Annotated in this window: 27 protein-coding genes and 1 pseudogene; 17 read left to right on the top strand and 11 right to left on the bottom strand. The window is 44.3% G+C overall.

All coding sequences use genetic code 11. The features are described 5' to 3' along the window. Window positions 1-125: 125 nt before the first annotated feature. Together V7K44_RS07935 and V7K44_RS07930 are read right to left on the bottom strand one after the other, a co-directional pair. Complete coding sequence (locus V7K44_RS07935) at window positions 126-728, bottom strand: hypothetical protein (RefSeq protein WP_334930266.1); 603 nt, start codon at window positions 726-728, stop codon at window positions 126-128. After that, window positions 662-1,132 (bottom strand): cryptochrome/photolyase family protein, encoded by a 471-nt coding sequence (locus V7K44_RS07930; RefSeq protein WP_334930264.1) that lies wholly within the window; start codon window positions 1,130-1,132, stop codon window positions 662-664. Before V7K44_RS07930 ends, V7K44_RS07935 begins: the two co-directional genes overlap by 67 nt. A 309-nt stretch (window positions 1,133-1,441) precedes the next feature. Between V7K44_RS07930 and V7K44_RS07925 the strand changes: the two genes are divergently transcribed. The 4 genes from V7K44_RS07925 (at window position 1,442) to V7K44_RS07910 (ending at window position 4,169) form a co-directional block, all read left to right on the top strand. Then, window positions 1,442-2,674, top strand: coding sequence for a glutathionylspermidine synthase family protein (locus tag V7K44_RS07925; RefSeq protein WP_334930262.1), 1,233 nt, complete (start codon window positions 1,442-1,444; stop codon window positions 2,672-2,674). Beyond that, entirely contained in the window at window positions 2,667-3,470 is an 804-nt protein-coding gene (locus tag V7K44_RS07920; RefSeq protein ID WP_334930260.1) for a hypothetical protein, read from the top strand. The genes V7K44_RS07925 and V7K44_RS07920 overlap by 8 nt, the downstream gene beginning before the upstream one ends. A gap of 79 nt (window positions 3,471-3,549) precedes the next feature. Continuing rightward, the gene (locus V7K44_RS07915) at window positions 3,550-3,783 is read left to right on the top strand and encodes a transposase (protein ID WP_334930282.1); all 234 of its coding nucleotides are present in this window, start codon (window positions 3,550-3,552) and stop codon (window positions 3,781-3,783) included. Continuing rightward, on the top strand, window positions 3,780-4,169 hold the full coding sequence (locus tag V7K44_RS07910) for an IS5 family transposase (RefSeq protein WP_334930258.1): 390 nt from the start codon (window positions 3,780-3,782) through the stop codon (window positions 4,167-4,169). The genes V7K44_RS07915 and V7K44_RS07910 overlap by 4 nt, the downstream gene beginning before the upstream one ends. A 16-nt stretch (window positions 4,170-4,185) precedes the next feature. Here V7K44_RS07910 and V7K44_RS07905 read toward each other — a convergent pair whose 3' ends face one another. Then, window positions 4,186-4,368, bottom strand: coding sequence for a hypothetical protein (locus tag V7K44_RS07905; protein ID WP_334930256.1), 183 nt, complete (start codon window positions 4,366-4,368; stop codon window positions 4,186-4,188). 546 nt (window positions 4,369-4,914) lie between these two features. Here V7K44_RS07905 and V7K44_RS07900 point away from each other — a divergent pair. Then, window positions 4,915-5,130: pseudogene (locus V7K44_RS07900) on the top strand (transposase); the annotation flags it as partial. 208 nt (window positions 5,131-5,338) lie between these two features. Here V7K44_RS07900 and V7K44_RS07895 read toward each other — a convergent pair. From V7K44_RS07895 to V7K44_RS07875, 5 genes are all read right to left on the bottom strand, one after another. Then, window positions 5,339-5,482, bottom strand: coding sequence for a hypothetical protein (locus tag V7K44_RS07895; RefSeq protein WP_334930253.1), 144 nt, complete (start codon window positions 5,480-5,482; stop codon window positions 5,339-5,341). Window positions 5,483-5,766: 284 nt separating this feature from the next. After that, window positions 5,767-6,237, bottom strand: coding sequence for a Cys-tRNA(Pro) deacylase (gene ybaK / locus V7K44_RS07890; protein ID WP_334930251.1), 471 nt, complete (start codon window positions 6,235-6,237; stop codon window positions 5,767-5,769). Between the two features lie 22 nt (window positions 6,238-6,259). Beyond that, window positions 6,260-6,667: a type II toxin-antitoxin system tRNA(fMet)-specific endonuclease VapC gene (vapC, locus tag V7K44_RS07885; protein ID WP_334930249.1), complete on the bottom strand. Its 408-nt coding sequence runs from the start codon at window positions 6,665-6,667 to the stop codon at window positions 6,260-6,262. Beyond that, a complete protein-coding gene (locus V7K44_RS07880) occupies window positions 6,664-6,918 on the bottom strand; it encodes a hypothetical protein (protein WP_334930247.1) in 255 nt (84 codons plus the stop codon). Before V7K44_RS07880 ends, vapC begins: the two co-directional genes overlap by 4 nt. A gap of 29 nt (window positions 6,919-6,947) precedes the next feature. Continuing rightward, on the bottom strand, window positions 6,948-7,103 hold the full coding sequence (locus V7K44_RS07875) for a hypothetical protein (protein WP_334930245.1): 156 nt from the start codon (window positions 7,101-7,103) through the stop codon (window positions 6,948-6,950). A 51-nt stretch (window positions 7,104-7,154) separates the two neighbouring features. Between V7K44_RS07875 and V7K44_RS07870 the strand changes: the two genes are divergently transcribed. The 7 genes from V7K44_RS07870 to V7K44_RS07840 all read left to right on the top strand — a co-directional run bounded on the left by V7K44_RS07870 (window position 7,155) and on the right by V7K44_RS07840 (window position 12,073). Then, a complete protein-coding gene (locus tag V7K44_RS07870; RefSeq protein WP_334930243.1) occupies window positions 7,155-7,376 on the top strand; it encodes a hypothetical protein in 222 nt (73 codons plus the stop codon). Window positions 7,377-7,503: 127 nt separating this feature from the next. Continuing rightward, the gene (locus tag V7K44_RS07865) at window positions 7,504-7,800 is read left to right on the top strand and encodes a hypothetical protein (protein ID WP_334930241.1); all 297 of its coding nucleotides are present in this window, start codon (window positions 7,504-7,506) and stop codon (window positions 7,798-7,800) included. Further along, window positions 7,754-8,104 (top strand): alpha-ketoglutarate-dependent dioxygenase AlkB family protein, encoded by a 351-nt coding sequence (locus tag V7K44_RS07860; protein ID WP_334930280.1) that lies wholly within the window; start codon window positions 7,754-7,756, stop codon window positions 8,102-8,104. The genes V7K44_RS07865 and V7K44_RS07860 overlap by 47 nt, the downstream gene beginning before the upstream one ends. Window positions 8,105-8,218: 114 nt before the next feature. Beyond that, window positions 8,219-8,455: a hypothetical protein gene (locus V7K44_RS07855; protein WP_334930239.1), complete on the top strand. Its 237-nt coding sequence runs from the start codon at window positions 8,219-8,221 to the stop codon at window positions 8,453-8,455. Between the two features lie 573 nt (window positions 8,456-9,028). After that, entirely contained in the window at window positions 9,029-11,275 is a 2,247-nt protein-coding gene (locus tag V7K44_RS07850) for a DUF3854 domain-containing protein (RefSeq protein ID WP_334930237.1), read from the top strand. A 135-nt stretch (window positions 11,276-11,410) separates the two neighbouring features. Further along, window positions 11,411-11,536, top strand: coding sequence for a hypothetical protein (locus V7K44_RS07845; RefSeq protein WP_334930235.1), 126 nt, complete (start codon window positions 11,411-11,413; stop codon window positions 11,534-11,536). 411 nt (window positions 11,537-11,947) lie between these two features. Further along, window positions 11,948-12,073 (top strand): hypothetical protein, encoded by a 126-nt coding sequence (locus V7K44_RS07840; protein WP_334930233.1) that lies wholly within the window; start codon window positions 11,948-11,950, stop codon window positions 12,071-12,073. A gap of 18 nt (window positions 12,074-12,091) precedes the next feature. On the opposite strand, the gene V7K44_RS07835 is transcribed toward V7K44_RS07840, so the two are convergent. Then, window positions 12,092-12,256 carry a VOC family protein gene (locus tag V7K44_RS07835; RefSeq protein WP_334930231.1) on the bottom strand — a complete coding sequence of 55 codons (165 nt, stop codon included), beginning with the start codon at window positions 12,254-12,256 and terminating at the stop codon, window positions 12,092-12,094. Between the two features lie 37 nt (window positions 12,257-12,293). After that, window positions 12,294-12,719, bottom strand: a complete 426-nt coding sequence (locus tag V7K44_RS07830) for a VOC family protein (protein WP_334930229.1) — start codon at window positions 12,717-12,719, stop codon at window positions 12,294-12,296. Window positions 12,720-13,108: 389 nt separating this feature from the next. On the opposite strand from V7K44_RS07830, the gene V7K44_RS07825 reads away from it, so the two are divergent. Beyond that, window positions 13,109-14,347, top strand: a complete 1,239-nt coding sequence (locus V7K44_RS07825) for an RNA-guided endonuclease InsQ/TnpB family protein (RefSeq protein WP_334930227.1) — start codon at window positions 13,109-13,111, stop codon at window positions 14,345-14,347. 60 nt (window positions 14,348-14,407) lie between these two features. Here the strand turns inward: V7K44_RS07825 and V7K44_RS07820 are convergent, their stop codons facing one another. Beyond that, window positions 14,408-15,676: an RNA polymerase sigma factor gene (locus tag V7K44_RS07820; RefSeq protein ID WP_334930225.1), complete on the bottom strand. Its 1,269-nt coding sequence runs from the start codon at window positions 15,674-15,676 to the stop codon at window positions 14,408-14,410. 118 nt (window positions 15,677-15,794) lie between these two features. Here V7K44_RS07820 and V7K44_RS07815 point away from each other — a divergent pair, with 118 nt between their 5' ends. From V7K44_RS07815 to V7K44_RS07800, 4 genes are all read left to right on the top strand, one after another. Next, complete coding sequence (locus V7K44_RS07815; RefSeq protein ID WP_334930223.1) at window positions 15,795-16,205, top strand: YciI family protein; 411 nt, start codon at window positions 15,795-15,797, stop codon at window positions 16,203-16,205. A gap of 35 nt (window positions 16,206-16,240) precedes the next feature. Then, window positions 16,241-16,738 carry a VOC family protein gene (locus V7K44_RS07810; protein WP_334930222.1) on the top strand — a complete coding sequence of 166 codons (498 nt, stop codon included), beginning with the start codon at window positions 16,241-16,243 and terminating at the stop codon, window positions 16,736-16,738. Window positions 16,739-16,825: 87 nt separating this feature from the next. After that, window positions 16,826-17,257, top strand: a complete 432-nt coding sequence (locus V7K44_RS07805; RefSeq protein ID WP_334930220.1) for a YciI family protein — start codon at window positions 16,826-16,828, stop codon at window positions 17,255-17,257. An 84-nt stretch (window positions 17,258-17,341) separates the two neighbouring features. Further along, on the top strand, window positions 17,342-17,692 hold the full coding sequence (locus V7K44_RS07800; protein WP_334930218.1) for a VOC family protein: 351 nt from the start codon (window positions 17,342-17,344) through the stop codon (window positions 17,690-17,692). Window positions 17,693-18,003 lie beyond the last annotated feature (311 nt).

Below are 18,003 nucleotides of genomic sequence, written 5' to 3'. Positions count from 1 at the left end.
TAATTCGAGTAAAGCCAATCAAACAGATTCTCGCTAATTAAATACGTATGTACTACTGTCTAGTGATCGCACTGTGCCAGTTGCGTAAGTCCTGTGCTTTACTAAATGACCCAAAACATTTTGGGTCACTTTTTTTGTAAAAATTCTTCTATTTTAAATAGTAAACTTTCTGCTTCTTGGAGTTGTTTTGGATCTTTTTCAATGTTTTTCAGGGATTTTTTAAATTGCTTGTAAGCACTATCAAGTCTAGTTTGGATAGGGTTTTCTGAACTGGGTTTAATGACTTTTACCCGTTTCTTGATTTCAGCGAGTGAAAGATTGTTGGCGATCGCTTCCCATAAGAGTTCTTGCCTAACGGTAGAGTTGTCAATTTTAGCGATCTCTAGACCTTTGGTGTATTCAATTTTTCCTTGGCGAATAGCTTCCAGAATTTCTTGAGGTTTTTTTAACAAGGGAAGCCTAGTTTTGACAAAAGATTCCCATGTAATTCCACCACAAAATCCAAAGACCACTTGGATCGTGTCAAACTTAGGATGCTCTAAAACGTTTTTGAGACCTGAGCGACGTTTGAGATTATCTATTTGGTACAGCAGACTTATAGCTTCTTCAACAGTCCCTTCAATCGATAAAGAAAGGAGTTTCAAAGTGCCATCTAAATCTTCTAAGGCACTAAAATCTCGGCGATTTTTGTTTTCTGCAAGTGATGCTTTGAAAGCTTCAAGGCCCATTGTTGGAACTCTTGGTCACTCCAGATGAAGCGATTATTGGGTGTAAAAGTGACTTGAATTGGAAGTTTTAGTTTTTGAATCAACGCAGCAAAAAGGCGATCTGTTGGAGTCATCACCCGCAATTCGTTAATTTGGTGCTGTTCAATCCATTCAAGTAAGGGTGTTTTGAAGTCTTGGCTTTGAGTGTATGTTACTGCCCAACCTTCATTGAATAGTTCATCAGCGAAGTGACGCATAGCTGACCAGACCAGTACCAATTTTTGCAAATGGTAAGAAAGTTCTTGAGCGTGAGTTAAGGATTCAATAAAAATTACAGGAGTCTGTTGCTTTGGAAGCAAGCAACTTTGTAGCGCTGACTGCTGTAACCAAAGTTGATCTCCGAGAACCCAAACACCAATGGTCATGCTCTTGCTCCCTCTGTTGCCGTGCATTGGCAATGTGACGAAAAAATGCTATCCAATCAAGTGTAACGCTCAAGTCACAAAAACTTTCGCAAGGAAATTAGTGGTACAGATGTATTGTAGACTGAGAAAATTAAACTATGCACCTTCTGTGGTTTCGTCGAGATTTGCGGCTATAGGATTACTATATTATGGTTGGTCATTTACTCAAAAGCTCCCAACAAAAGGGAGGTATATAACATCTTACCGAAAAATTGGGTTTAACAAGCAGCCCAGCATAATTACGAGTTATAACTTACGGTTGGCACTAAATTGGATCTCAATTGCTACTTTGAACAATGGCAATGTTCACCTCAACTAGATAAAAAAACATTTACTCAGATTCGCAGACACTTGGCACTTAAATGCTTTAAGTGGGATGCCCAAATCGGTGATGTTAGTACCCTGGCTCCCTTTGCTTTAATCCTACCAACATTGGTTTGGCAGCAATTAGCAACACTTGCTGAAAAACTGACATCTGAAGCGAATACTGTTGAATTGCAAATATTGCAGCGTCCCGAACTGATGAAGCAATTGGGTTTACCTCGTCAAATTGTCAAAATACTTTCCGAAAAATCCGTACAACCATCACCAGCCGCAGCCCGTGTTGTACGATTTGACTTTCATCCGACATCTGATGGTTGGCGGATTTCCGAAGCAAATTATGATGTTCCCGGAGGTTACACCGAAGCTTCAAATTTCTCAAAATTGATGGTGCAACAGTTTCCTGGTACAACATTGGCAGGTAACCCAGCGAATAAACTTGTTGATGCTTTGACACAGACAATACCACCAAAAGGACATATTGCTTTACTGTCTGCTGCTGGGTATATGGAAGACCAGCAAATTACTGCTTACTTAGCTGAACTCTTGCGTCAGCGAGGATGTAATGCTTACTTAGCAACTCCTCAGCAAATAGTTTGGCACAATGGTTTTGCTCATCTCAACAGTGAGTGGTATCGTGGTTCTCTAGATGCAGTAATGCGCTTCTATCAAGGTGAATGGTTAACTAAGTTACCTCTAGATTGCAATTGGTCATACTTTTTTCACAGCAGTCAAACTCCTATATGTAATCCTGGGTCTATGTTGCTTGTTGAAAGCAAGCGCTTTCCTCTTGTCTGGAACCAGATTAATTCGCCCCTGGATACTTGGAAAGCTTTGTTAGCTGAGACTCATGACCCCCGCCGTGTCAATTGGGTTACAAATCGCCATTGGCTATTCAAATCAGCTTTTTGTAACAATGGGGATACAGTGACTATGCTCGGCATGAGCGACCGCACCAATTACATCCCGACAATTTGTAATATTTTACTCGACCCTAACAACTGGATTGCCCAACGTTATTTCCAAACCTTACCCCTGACAACACCTCTAGGAATTATGTATCCTTGCATAGGAGTATATACGGTCAACGGTAAAGCTGCTGGTATTTATGGGCGCATTGCCCCCAAGCCACTAATTAATTTTGCCGCTATTGATATTGCCGTACTAATTCAAGATGGATGAATCAACTGTTTTTGACCTTTGGTCTCCCGCAGATAGCATTTGGTCACCTTGGGTGAAACCAGTATTGTTTGCCCACTTGCCCAGAAGATTGCCAATAATTACCCAATTACCAACGCCAGATTTCAGCTGGGTTCCACCTGTTGGACAAGGTAAGGCGATTGTAGTTGATTTAGCTGGAGTGGATTCCGTGTTTCTCGGATTAGCATTAGCTAAAAAAGGATATCGACCCGTACCTTTATTTAATTCTTGCCCTTTGCCAACTGCATTTGTTCAGGAACGAAATTTATCTCTAGAAGCAACGAAAAAATTGACGAGAGTAGATGTAGAATCCATTTTGGCAACATTGGTACAGGGCTGTGAGAGCTTGCACCAACTCGATTTGCCCGACAATGCACCCCCCGCCTTCTTGCTAGATGCTAATCGTCAAGGTAATTCTTTAGCTTTTCGCATTGTTCCAGAAAATTTATTTGACAATCGTTCTGTAGTTTTTATTACAGATTTTCCTAGTGTAAATTTTTTCACTGAACAACGTATTAATAGTGTGATTGTTGTTCGCCAATCCGATCGCAAATTTGCTAGCGATTTGACTTATATATTAAACACTTGGCAAAAAGCCAACCTCTTACTCAGTTACAAGCCTCTATCTGACCCGCGTCCTATTCAACCTCTGAAGATTTGGGCATTTCCTTGGCTACGAATTTGGGTAAGATTGATTGCCAATCTTACTCTCCATAAGCGTTCTAATGGGGGTTTTGGCGGATTTATCCCTTCGTCCTCAGTGGTTAAACCTAATTAGAGAATCGGGGCAGGGCTTAAACTTTGTGAGACTATTGATTGGCGATCGCAAAACCAGTTAAGGCTCTAGTCTATCAGGTATCCCTTGGCGTGACCTACCGGAGCGCTTTGGAGATTTTCGGGTGATTCATACTCGTTTCAGCAGATGGTCAAAAACAGGGGTTTGGGAGAAGGTGTTTCAGCAGTTAGCAGACGATGCCGATAATGAATATGCGATGATTGACTCGACAATTGTCAGCGCCCACCAGCATAGTGCGGGTGCAAAAGGGGTGAGCCATCCACAGAGGCCATTAGTCCAAGCATTGGTGGATTGAGTATTAAGATTCACACTGTGGTGGACGCTTTATGCAACCCTCTAAGTCTTCACCTGACACCAGGGCAAGCTTGCGACCTTGATGGAGCCGACCAACTGCTACCTAATATTGTGGCAGACACAGTACCAGCAGATAAAGGGTATGATGCCGATGAACGAGTCATTGAGCGACTTGAGTCTCTGGGCAAAACCGCAGTGATTCCTCCCAAACGCAACCGTACTAGTCCTCGTGACTACGACCGGGATTTGTACAAAGCCCGTCATCTTATTGAAAACTTTTTTGCCAAACTCAAGCAGTATCGAGGGATTGCGACACGCTACGATAAACGCGCTACCAGCTTTCTGGGTGCAATTTATCTTGTTGCCTCTGTTATTTGGCTTAATTGATGACACGCCCTAATCTTCACGCTAGATTTCTTTCCTCCAACACACCACTGCAATAGCCCACATTAGAAGGACTTTCGGCAGTAAGAGAGAAAATCGATTCTTGTCGAGATGGATTACACCTCGTAAGAGCGATCACATATAAAGCGTTGCGATCGCCTCTGGGTTTATTAATGCTAACCCTGAAAAGTTGGCGACACATTTTGTAGTATAAAAGTAATCAAGCAAAAAATTTTATTCTTTTATGACAGGCTTGTGCCAAATTTGACTTGATTACACTAAAAGGAGAGTGGCGATGAAAAGTTTTTTGCGTAAAGCACGAAACTTGAGGTGAATAGTATTATATAACGGTATTTACTATGGATAAACTGGGGACAACGCTAATTGTCTCCCATATAATTTACGGCTCTTCAGTACTTGTTATGCCAAATTATTAAGATATAGATATCAAACAATGTCAAAAAATGTATCAATAATCTGTTAAAAGTACTATAAGGATTGACATATAAAGAATATTTCTTATTAACTGTAAATAGTACTCCAACTATTTTTATATAAATTTACAGTCATGACTAGCAAAAGAGATATTAAAATTCTAACAGAACTTATTGATTTAGAAGATATAAAAGTTATATCACATCGCCTTCACGATGGAATTGGAATTATTTTACAAACCGAATCAAAAAAATTATATAGTATTTGCCCCAGGTGTGGCACAAAAAGTCAGAAATTACATCAAAATCATCGACATATTGCAAATAGCAACAATACTTTTATTCGCTGGTTTGATGAGATAATAGCTTACTTTGATAATAAGACAACAAGTGGTGCTGTTGTTCGCGTAGCGTTCCGAAGGAAAGGCATCAATAACAAACTCAAGCTAATTAAGCGTTCAGCTTATGGGTTTAGAAACTTTAATAATTTTAGAGCAAGATGTTTATTGAATTGGCATTTTAATTATTAGTTTAGCATAACAAGTACTGAAGATGCCAAGATTTTTTATTAAAAACCCTTGCGGTGTATCGACCTTAATTAATCTGAAGAAAGCAGATTAAATCTGCGAATGTCCTATGAAATTGCGACACCAAACAGCCCGTTGCAACTATCGCCACATTAAAATTAAGTAAGCAATACTACTTACCTAAACAAACCTGCTTACTTTTTAGTCAAAACTAATTTGATTGATATTTTGTTAACAGTTTTTGCCCCTGATCACCCATCTCTTGCAGAAGTTTTTCAACCCTCTGCATAGCCATTGGTGATAACTTAGAGCGTTTATTTTCCCAACGATTAACTGTGGAATAAGTAACGCCCAAATGTGTTGCAAATTGTTCTTGGGTTAATTAAACCCGTTACAGTGCGAAGTTCATGTATGAGCCGCCCCAGTTCTGGTTGTTAGATTACCAAAGGTCTTTTGATAGTCATTAGCTCAAAACCCACTTCTTAAGTAGCAAATAATGTGTTATTCGCTATATCCTAGTGAGGCTCACGCTAGATTGTAACCCGCTAATATACTGTTATTTATTTACTGCAACTTTAATGGTTCTATGTAATAAACGCAACTTCTACTTAAGTATGCTTGTTCAGAACTCGTTTAATACTAATTTTGTACAATTGCTCCCAAAGTACCACTGACAGCACGTAAATAGTCAGATGGCGATAGCAGAAGCAGCATCCCTCGCATCCCACCAGAAACAGTGATCTGCTCGAATAAGGTTGCCGTTTCATCAAGGTAAACAGGATAATCTTTTTTACAGGCTAAAGCTGTCACACCGCCACGGATGTATCCTGTTAGTGGCTGCACTTCCTTTAGGGCAACTGTCTCAACCTTGCGGTTTCCTGAAATCCGCGCGAAAGCTTTTAAGTCCAACTGAGCATTTCCCGGTATAATAGCAAAACAGATACCTGTTGTGTCCCCTCTAACTACTAGAGTTTTAAAAACTTGCTCTGGCGGAAGACCAACTTTGTGTGCTGTACTCTCGGCAGCCAAATCAGCAGGATCTACTTCATAAGTGAGAATTTGGTAGGGAATACCTAGTTTATCAAGTAGTCGAGCAGCATTGGTTTTCATTCAAGTCTACAAAAGATATTATTTATTGCTCAAGCTCCCAATCTTCAATCACCAGCCCACTAACACGACTGAATTCTCTGGTGTTGTGTGTGACTAATGTTAAGTTATGTGTCAAAGCGATCGCAGCTATTTGAAAATCATTGGGGCCTATTGGAGTACCGTTTGCTGCTAATTCTGCACGAATTCTACCGTAGGTGAGGGCAGTAACATCATCAAAAGGCAAAGAAACAAACAAAGTAAGAAACTGCTGTTGTCGAGCTAAAGTAATTTGGGGATTATTGCTTTTCATCGCACCATAAAACAACTCTGCTTTTACCACTGAGCAGACAGCAGTATCTTCTACATTTGTTGACTGTAAACGTTCTCTAATTACCAATGACCTACCATTGAGATAACGAGCGCAAACATTAGTATCTAATAAATACTTCATACAATTTCTTCCCTTGTCTCAAAATCACCTTCAGAGTCGATAACAATTGGATCGTCTTGACAGCTACCATAAGTCTGCTCAAAAAAGTTGGGCGGCCATCCCAATTCTTCTGGTGTTTTTGCGGTTGTTGACGGTTTTAATTGTTGATAAATCACCATTACTTCTATCTCTTTGTCTGTTATTCCCAATGGGATATCAAGGTGTAAAATCCCATCAGACCCCACATGAGTATTTAGTTTGATACTTTGCATCACTGTCTTCTCTCACTTATTGATTCATTTTAAAATTGTTTGCCAATTCTAGCTGGTGGCACTTTATCCCCTGCCTGCTCCACTGCTTTTACCCACACTTCCTGCTGTTCTTGGGGTTCAAGCTTTGTCATCGGTCTGACTTGACGTTCGTTAGTTGGCAGAATTTGTGATCCATTGGTTGTCAAATTTTCGTAAACGTCGGCTGCGGCAATTAAATAATTTGATTGTTGCCGACTATGAGCAAAGCGATGGCTTCGCCAACGCCAAGGGCGAACGCGGCAGTATTCCTCAAACGTCTTGTGACTGGAGCGGTAAAGTCTGCGATGCCTTCGGCAATGCTTTCTACTTTTATCTATGCTCATCAATATTTAGATGCGTTTGCCCTGGGATTGTGGGGGCTTTTAGTACCAAGAGGCCACGGGTGTTGGTCAAAAAATGAACGCGATCGCACTCCTTAGTCTAATGCGATTGCCTGATTACATACGTGATGAATGCTAAGTCTATGGTATCAGTTTTCGCTTCATCACTCGAAATCGGAAGCAGGTTTTTAGATTTTCATCCATCAAAAATAACAACTCTCGTATTATGCAACAACTCACACTCTTCTCTGAATCAGTCCCAGTTTTACCCATCACTTATTACCCCGATTTCTTAAGCCTTGAACAGGCAAACGAACTCTACCAACACTGTTTGAAACTGGAGTGGCAGCAAAATCAATTCAGTTTCGCGGCTAAAACAATGCCTGTCCCCCGCCTTGAATGTATTTACGGTGATACCGGATGTGATTATCTTTACTCAAAGTGCGTATTTTTAAAACCCCTGATTTGGACAGACAATCTGGCTAACTTGCGGGACAGAATCTACTGCTTTAACTGGCTATAAGTTCCGTATAGTCATCGGCAATCAATACCGCAGTGGACAAAATTCAATCGGCTGGCACTCTGATAATGAGCCATCGATGGGACTTAACCCAGCGATCGCTTCCATCAGTCTGGGGTCATGTCGAAAGTTTCAGATAAAACCCATCGGCGGCAGACCAACGGACTTCTGGCTCGAACACGGGAGCTTACTTGTGATGCACCCCGGTTGTCAATCGACACATCTGCATCAGGTTCCGAAGACCAACAAAGTCGTCAGCACCCGTATTAATCTCACATTTCGACCGCATACCGGAGGCACTAAATAACGCTGTAGCTGGCTATTGAGGATTTCATAGCCAGCATCAACTCACACAAAAAGTTTAATCGGCGGTATGGATGCAATGCCGCTCCATTTTCATGTGTCTATTTATGGAGGGGATATGGCTACAATTAGTTCAGAAAACCAGCATTTAACTGAATGGCTCAACAGTTGTGTTGACGAAGAAATCTTTCACCTAAATGTCAAATCGCTCTTCTTCACTTTTCCTTACGAGTATCTGCTCTACAGTCCCAAAATCTCCCGCCGCAACGATGGACGATTGCGCGATCGCGATTTAAAGAAGTACCAGCACATTGAATTAGGTGGGTGCGATTCGTTGATTAGTGAATCACGGTAATCAGTCCGTACATAACTAATCCAGCCCGTCAGCAGATTACTGACATTAAAGGCTGAACTCTCGGTTTGATGTAGGTGAAAGCCCTACCATTCAGACTCCGAATTGACTCCTTATCTGCCCACGATGACCCGGCTCGGTTCCGGGAGGTCGAAGCTGGGAACAGGGCGCGCAATCAGACAGCCGTTACGGGTTGACACTGGCGCTAACAGGGAGTTCCTACGATGAAAACAGAGCCTAGAAAAGTCACCTATTCAAAAGCAGGGCGTAACACAAAATCCCTGACTTCACTGGAATTCATTCCCGCCGTTCATCTACCTAGAAACGACAAGAGTCCAGGGAATCCAGTGGTCAAAGTGGCTACATCTAACGGAACAACGCCACATGCTACAACGGGGGGAACCCCCGCAACGTAGTGGCTCATCAATCTCTCCGAGGGAACGAATAAAAACGATTTGTGAGTCTCAGGGAAGTCGAACCCTGAGTAGGCTAGACGAGAAGCGGAACCCTCACAAGTCGGGTAGGACAGTCCGTAATTGGACTGAGGTGTTCAGAAAATACAAACCAGAGAAGAGAATGATTAGACACAGTGTAAAAACTAGTGAATCTTGGCAAGGGCTACCGTGGAAGAAATTCCGCAAGACTCTCTTTCGCCTTCAAAAGCGCGTATTTAAAGCGGTTCTTGTTGGCGACAAGCGGAAAGCTAGGTCACTTCAGAAGCTTATTCTAAAATCAACCTCGGCTCGATTTCTTGCAATAAGACAAGTATCTAAGCTTTATGCTGGTAAAAAGACGGCTGGTATTGATGGTAAAAAATCTCTCTCGTTCGAGGAACGCTTTGAACTAGAAACACTACTAGCCCAAGACAGCAGCAAGTGGAGACATCAAGGGTTAAGGGAAATACCAATACCAAAGAAGGATGGTACTACCCGGATGCTCAAAATATCAACCATAGCAGATAGGGCTTGGCAATGCCTTGCAAAATATGCACTTGAACCAGCACATGAAGCCACTTTCCACGCTAGGAGTTACGGGTTTAGAACTGGGCGCTCTGCCCATGATGCACAACAGTACATCTTTAACAACCTCAACTCCCGAGTCAACGGAATAGAGAAACGAGTTATTGAACTCGATATTGAGAAGTGCAACGACCTGATTAACCACTCAGCAATAATGGACGAACTCATCTCCCCCAAAGGCTTAAAACTCGGTATCTTCCGATGCCTCAAGGCAGGAGTTAACCCAGAATTCCCCGAACAAGGAACGCCTCAAGGGGGAGTAGTTAGCCCACTACTAGCCAACATCGCACTTAACGGGATTGAGAGTATCCACAGATATCACCTTGGATACAAAGAAGGGGGCAGGATTACACCTAAAACCTCGGCAGTGAAAATTGTCGAGCCATCAATCCGATACGCGGATGACATGGTTATTATACTTCGACCCGAAGATAACGCGATAGAGATACTTGAAAGAATCAGCGAGTTCCTCCGCAAACGCGGAATGAATGTAAGCCAAAAGAAAACCAAAGTTACCGCCGCGACAGATGGGTTTGATTTCCTCGGCTGGCACTTTATCCCCATTAGTGAAGAAGACCTAAAGCATCCCGGCGGCTTCTGGCACTGGGTTTGGCAGCACAATATCCCTGTCACGATTGTCGAAGGGGTCAAGAAAGCGGGAGCGTTACTAAGAGCTGGTTATGCAGCGATCGCAATTCCGGGAGTAAACGCTGGTTATCGCACACCCCATGATGAGTACGGTACTGCTATTGGTAAGCCAAATCTAATCCCTGACCTGAAACATTTCGCAACACAGGGTAGACAGGTTAACATCTGCTTTGACCAGGACAACAAACCTGAGACAATCCAGCGAGTCAGAACCGCTATCAGTCGCATGGGACGGCTGCTGGTAAATGAGGGTTGTTCGCTACGAGTGATTGATTTACCTTTTGGCCAAGAGAAGGGAGTCGATGATTTTATCGTTGCCAAAGGTCAGCCAGCATTTGACGCACTTTACAACACTGCCGTTGCACTGGAGTTGTGGGAGATTAAGCTGTTTACCTTGTTGACTTACCCGCCAGCGATCGCACTTAACCAAAGATTCCTCGGACAGCTTCTCGTCCCCGAAGGTGAAAAACTGATTATCCTCAAAGCTCCCAAAGGCACTGGTAAAACCGAATGGCTGGCAACGGAGGTAGCGAAAGCACATCACCTTGGGCAGAGGGTATTAATTATCACCCATTGTATCCAATTAGGTGAGGCATTGTGTAATCGATTTGGTGTTAACTATGTTACCGAAGTCCGCACAAATGAAACAGGCACATTATTAGGATACGGGGTCTGTGTAGACTCTTTGCATCAAGAAAGTCAAGCGCGATTCAACCCTAACGACTGGTCAAATGATGTCATTATTATTGATGAATGCGACCAAGTATTCTGGCATTTGCTCAACTCTGGTACGGAAGTGCAAAAGCGGCGTGTGTCCGTTCTCAAAAACCTCAAACAACTGGTACAGAATGTTTTGGGCAGCAGTCAGGGAAAGATTTATCTCTCAAGCGCCGATGTTTCCGACACAGATGTGAAGTATGTTTTATCACTCGTTGGTGAATATCGAGTTAATCCCTTCGTCATTGTCAACAATTATCGGGATAGTGCTGGAAACTGTTACAACTACTCTGGCAGTAACCCGAAGAATCTTATCGCTGCACTGGACAAGGCGATATCCATTGGTAGGCATCATCTATTGTGCTGTTCTGCTCAGAAAGCTCTTTCCAAATGGGGGCTACGGCTTAATTGTTTACTTTCACTAGCTATTAACATTTAATTTTTTGGTAGAAAATAAATTTTACTTCCACCAAGATTTTTGCCCCTCAACTGATAATTTAGCCGTAATTTATGCTCAAACCCCTATTCTTTCGTATACCTAATCTAGCGATCGCGCCATCGCTCAAAAGAGAAGATGGGCAATACTTTGGACAAGAATGGTGAGCGTCGAGGCGTGATGCTGGAGTTTGAGGATGCTTGCCAAGACTTATTTGCTCAACTGGTGACAGATGCGCCGCAATGGATTGAATGGATGGCGTGAGAAAGTTGGGCACAGAAAGCGATCGCTAAAAGGTCAGTTCCTCCCAAGCAAAAAGAACTAACTTTTATCCTAGTGTGGTAAAACTTACTAGAGAAGACGACTCTCTAAATTAGCCAAGTAAGCCTTGGGGTCTCTGCGAAATCGATACTGTTCAATTCTGGCAATGCGTGGTGTTTTTGCAATTGAGAGCGTAATTGGAGCCAAGTATAAATATCACGTTGTGCTAAATCAGATGCGGTAAAAGAATGAAGCTTAGTAGCGATTGCACAGGCTCTTTTTGACAGAACCACGAATAACGAGGGATGAGGGGGCAACCTTACGACCAGTACAACGACGTTGATGATGACGTAGCATACCAAAAGCATGTTCTAAGCCATTATTAGTTCTGGGAAAATCTTCAATTTCATAACAATGAAAAAGTCCAGACCAGTAGTTATGAGTGGTTTTTATAAAGTTATCGATCGCGGTATTAAGTGTGCCAGCTTTCTGCAATTGAGAGGGACATTCCTGTTAACAGTTGCTGATAACTTTGTTTAACTCCAGCAGCATCAAGAGCTATTTTATTGTTGAGAATGTTACTAGCTTTGTCAACTCACTCATATGCAACCCTAATCTCGTAAAGAGCGATCGCAACACTGCCCGGTAAAACCGTTTGCTGGCAGCAACATCAGCAACCTGTAGATGAACATGGTCAATCAGGCGACCTTGATGGAATTCCATAGTGTTATCTTGCCTCTAAAAATGAGTCATTCTCTGGTCAACCATTGTTCTGGTTGAGTTGCTGCTCAAGCTGCTCATCCCAGAAGGCGGCTTCTATTTTGTGTCCATCTAAATCGCGCACAAAGCAGCCGTAATACGGCTCACTATAGTCGGGTCTGCCACCGGGGGCACCATCGTCTTTGCCTCCTGCCGCTAATGCTGCCTCATAGAAGGCGTGGACTGCTTCTTTTGTAGGAGCAATAAAACCAATGTGAGTTCCATTGCCAACCGTTGCAGGTTGCCCGTCGAAGGGAGTTCCCACCCAAAATTCGGGATACTGTTTGCCATAGGCGATCGCCCCCGGATGCTCCATAAATCGCTTACAGCCCAATGTTGGCAACACAGCATCATAGAAGGCGATCGCTCGTTCAAAATCATTAGTACCAATCGAAACATGCGAGAGAATGCTGGGATTGTTATCCATGTCGGAATCCTCTATCAGTTGAGGTGGATGTGAATGTGCCAGAGAGCCGATCGGTGATTTGCTGCACCCTAACACAACTTGATGAAACGATTGGATTATAACAGTACTAAAGTACTAAGCCGACTTGTCTTCTTTTGCCTTTTGTTAAGTTACAAGTTCACCCTGTTAGAAGATTTTTCATCTAAACCTCCATTCCTCCCGCCACCAAATCTGTACTCAGATTGGTGGCGGGAGGAATGGAGGGTTAATTGTGAAACGTCCCTTGAGTGTTTTCGTGCGTTAGCTAAAACTTTGATGGGGACAGTTGAACAATTAACAAATACTTTGTCAGCCACTAGCTTGTGCATTGTGTTTTCTGATATGATTGGATGAGTTTTGATACTAGTACAATGCAAACAATATCGGTAAAATGCAAGATTCAAGTCCCTGTGGAGTTGCGCTCTGAAATAGACCGCACTTTGCAGGGATTTGCTGATGCTTGCAATCAGATATTGGAGGTTGCAAAGCGTGAAAAATGCTGGAATACGACCAAGCTTCACCACTTGGTTTACAAGCCAGTACGCGCATCTACAGGTATTAAGGCAAACCATGTCTGCCAAGCTATTCGCCACGTGATTGGTAACGCTAAAGCAGTTAAGCAAATTCACAAGTTCAGACCAACATCCATTAACTTGGATGCTCGGACTTTTCAGTACTTGGAAGAACTGCAAACCGTGGGCGTTACTTTGATGTGTGGTCGGGTTAAGTTCAAGTTGAGTGTTGGTAACTATCAGTTGGCGTTGCTGAAAGGGCAAGCACCAACAGCAGCAACGTTGAACAAAACCAAACATGGCGACTACTACATCAATATCTGTGTTGACTTGCCCACCAATCCCACAGGTAAAACACCCAAGGTTATTGGGGTCGATCTGGGCAGGCGCGATATAGCCACCACTTCCAGTGCTGATTCTTGGAGTGGTAAGCAGATTCAAAACACTCGTGACCGATACAGTAAAGTCAGATCCAATGTTCAAAGCAAACGCACGCGCAGTTCTAGGAAATTGTTGCGAAGGCTCTCTGGCAGAGAACAAAGGTTCCAAAAGTGGTTGAATCACAATATCTCGAAACAGTTGGTTCAAGATGCCAAACAAAGTAATTCTGCTTTGGCTTTTGAAGACTTGACCAATATCAGACAATCGCTCAACCAGCAACCTAGAAGCAAGACTGAACGCCGTAGAACCAATAGTTGGGCATTCTACCAATTGCGGATGTTTGTTGATTACAAGGCAAATATCGCTGGTGTTCCGGTTGTTTTTGTTCCGCCTGCCTACACGAGTCAAACTTGTTCGCGGTGTTACCATGTACACCCCGTTAAAGGTAAATCTTATCGTTCTAACAAGTCTTTCAAGTGTGGGCATTGTGGTTTTGAGCATGACGCTGATATTAACGCAGCGCTAAACATTGCAGCCTTGGGGGTTTCCGTAAACAACCCTGAAGTTCCGGGGATTGCTTGCTTGTTGGAAAGCCAGTCCGTTGCGGAGGTTCCCTCCGTTGAAGGAACTGGCGTAGGACAACTTAGTTTGTTTCCGACTGGTGGCGAAATCTGGGACAAAGCCTACTCCGCATTTGGTACTCCTTTCTCGGTGTAGGTAGTTTACTTCTTTTCAACGGCATCATGGATGCCTGGCGCTTTAAACTGTTGTAAACCCTTAGCCGGACTGAATGTTAGGTTGAACTTCGCACAGCCGACGTTCCAGAAAACGACGCTCACTGTCATTTGTCACTAATTCTAGTGCCCGTGTATAGCTCTGGGTCGCTTCCTCTAATGCTCCAACACGCCGGAATAAATCTGCACGGGTGGCATGAAAGAGATGATAGCTGTCCAGTTCTGGAGCAAGGCTATCAATCAGTCCAAATGCGGCTTGAGGACTGTCTGCCATTGCGATCGCCACTGCTCGGTTCAAGGCCACAATGGGTGAGGGCTGCAAGCCCTCCAACACCTCATAGAGCCGCACGATCTGCGCCCAGTCTGTTTCTTCGGCGCGGGTTGCCTGACAATGGAGGGCGGCGATCGCCGCTTGCAGGGCATACACTCCGGTTCCAAAGAGCAACGCTTCCTCTACCAGAGGTAACGCCTCAGCAATCTGTAGATGGTTCCAACGACTGCGATCCTGATCTTCTAGCAAAATCAAATCGCCTGCCTCATCTAGACGCGCATTGCGCCGCGAATCGTGCAATAACATCAGCGCCACCAGTGCTGTGACTTCAGATGGGGGTTGCGGTGCCAGCAATTGCCGCACCAGTTGCCCCAAGCGAATCGCTTTGATGCAGAGGTCAGCCCGCACGATCGCATCTCCTTTGGTTGCGGCATAGCCTTCGTTGAAGATGAGATAGATGACTTTCAGGACTGCCTCTATCCGGGGAGCGAGATCGGTTGTCTCAGGTACTTTGTAAGGAATGCCTGCGTCTCGAATTTTGCGTTTAGCACGAACTAAGCGCTGTGCCATTGTTGCAGTCGGTATAAGAAAGGCGCGGGCAATTTCGTCGGTTTCCAGTCCACCCAACATTCGCAGGGTCAACGCTACTTGAGTTTCCGTTGCCAGTGCCGGGTGACAGCAGGTAAAGATTAATCGCAGGCGATCGTCTCCAATTTCATCACTGTCATAGGTTGGTTCTTCAGTGGATGGAATTAAGCCAGATGCCGCATACCACTCCAGTTTTTCGGTCAGTTTCGTGCGTCGTCGGAGGCGATCGATCGCCTTGTACCGGGCAGTTCGGATAATCCAGGCACGGGGACGATCGGGAATACCGTCGCTTTCCCACTGATTCACTGCCGCTGTAAATGCTGCCTGTGCAGCTTCTTCAGCTACATCAAAATCTCCGACCAGCCGAATCAGAATAGCGACAATGCGCCCCCATTCAGTTCGATAGAGGGCAGTAATTGCTTGAGCCACATCTGTTTTTGGGATTGAAGCCATACCTTTGACAAAAAGACATAAAGAATTTTGGGCAAGGTGTCGATTTGAGCAATTGCCGTTCGACTGACTGATAAAGGGAGATAAGTTCAATTGTACTAGACAAAATTTTTGCACTCAGGTGTCGATTTGGACAATTCCCGTTCGACTTAATCACAAAGGAGGCAACCGAATGAAATATTTGCTGCTGATTTATATGGACGAAAACGCCATGAGCGATACTGAGCGGGAGCATTGCTATGGGGAATCTGCCCAACTCGCCCAGGACTTGCATACTCAAGGACAATTTCTGGCGACGGCTCCACTCCATCCTGTTGCAACCGCAACCAGTGTCCAAGTCCGTGATGGCAAATCACTTGTGACCGATGGACCATTTGCCGAAACCCGCGAACAATTGGGTGGATTCTTCCTCGTTAATGCTCAGGATTTGGATGAAGCCATTGCGATCGCCACCCGCATCCCAGGTGCAAAAGTCGGCACCGTCGAAATCCGTCCTGTCATCGAAGTTGCGGGACTACCAGCACAGCTCTGACCGTCCTTAACCGCTTGAACTCAAGGAGAACCCTCATGCAAAACAATTCCAAAATCACTCCCTGTTTATGGTTTGACGATCAAGCCGAAGCCGCCGCTCAGTTTTATACGTCGATTTTTCGCAATTCCAAAATTGTCCACGTCAGTCGATATGGAGACGCTGGACAGGAAATTCACGGAAAACCAGCCGGAGCCGTCATGACTGTCAGCTTTGAACTTGATGGTCAGCCGTTCACAGCACTCAACGGTGGTCCGACCTTCAAATTTAACGAGGCGATTTCCTTCCAAATCTTTTGCGATACCCAGGCGGACGTGGACGATTACTGGCAAAAATTGTCTGCCGGTGGGGATGAAACCGCACAGCAATGCGGCTGGCTCAAAGACAAATACGGCGTCTCCTGGCAAATTATTCCTCGCATTCTGATTGAGTTACTCAACTGCCCCGACGCGGCAACCTCTCAAAAAGTGACCACTACCATGCTGCAAATGAAGAAGATCGAGATTGATGAACTCAAGCGTGTCGCTGCTGATTAGCGGTTCCTTCGGAGTTGCGCAAAGCGCAACTCAGCACACCCAACCCCTCGCAATCTAACTCAAAACCATTCAACAGGAGATTTCACAATGAAAGTCATGGTCTTTGTCAAAGCAACCCAAGACTCCGAAACTGGGGTCATGCCGAGCGAACAGCTTTTAACTGAAATGGGGCAGTACAACGAAGAATTAGCCAGGGCAGGTATCTTGCTCGCCGCTGAGGGGTTTCATCCTAGCTCAAAAGGGGTGCGAGTTCACTTTTCAGGAACCGATCGCACCGTCACCCAGGGACCTTTCACTCCAGCGCCGGAGCTAGTGGCAGGGTACTGGCTGTGGCAGGTGAACTCAATGGAAGAGGCAGTTGCTTGGGTAAAGCGCTGCCCTAACCCTATGCCAGGAGACTCCGAGATTGAGATTCGTCCCGTATTCGAGGCAGAGGATTTTGGTGAAGTCCTGACACCCGCCTTAAGGGAGCAGGAAGACCGCATTCGCGCTCAGGTTGAAACGCAGCAGCAAGAGTAACGTCATCAGCAACCGCGCAAATGATGTTCATGTGCGAACGATCCGCTCATCAAAACGCAGAATCGATTACAAAAGGAGAAATCAATGAAACTCAATTCTTACCTGATGTTCAACGGCAACTGTGAGGCAGCGTTCAAGTTCTATGAACAATGTCTGGGTGGCAAGATGACTATGATGATGACACACAAAGAAGCACCTTCTACAGAAAATGTCTCACCGGAATGGCAGGACAAAATCATGCACGCTTGCCTTGAACTAGATGATCGCCTCCTGATGGGATCTGACTGCCCACCAGGATACTTTGAAACTCCGCAAGGTTTCTACGTACAAATTAGCGTTCCTGAAATCGCTGAGGCAGAACGGCTTTTTCACGCTCTTGCAGAAAACGGCAAGGTGAAGATGGCGATCGCGCAAACGTTCTGGTCATCGCGGTGAAGGCATGTTGACCGATCAGTTTGGGACACCGTGGATGATCAACTGCGAACAAACCATCTAAGCCTATACCAACATCTGTCATTCGGACGAATGGCACTAAGAAAAGCTGAAACCTATTCAGGGCAGGGTGTAGGGTGTAGTTTTAAGATATTTAAATTTTACTTGTCTCAAGGAGTTTAACAGGGAGCAACGCGATTTGGTGAGATCGGCCAAAAAAGGTGCGATCGCTAAAAACTAGTTTCAGTATAAATTTTATTTAAAGTACACTAAATTACGTATTAATACTGTCTAAAATTGACTTAATATTTTAG

Origin of the sequence: Nostoc sp. (genome assembly GCF_036917235.1) — a bacterium.
Lineage (GTDB): Bacteria > Cyanobacteriota > Cyanobacteriia > Cyanobacteriales > Nostocaceae > Nostoc.
The sequence above is the reverse complement of the archived record's forward strand: the minus strand, read 5'-3'. Positions and strand labels throughout refer to the sequence as shown.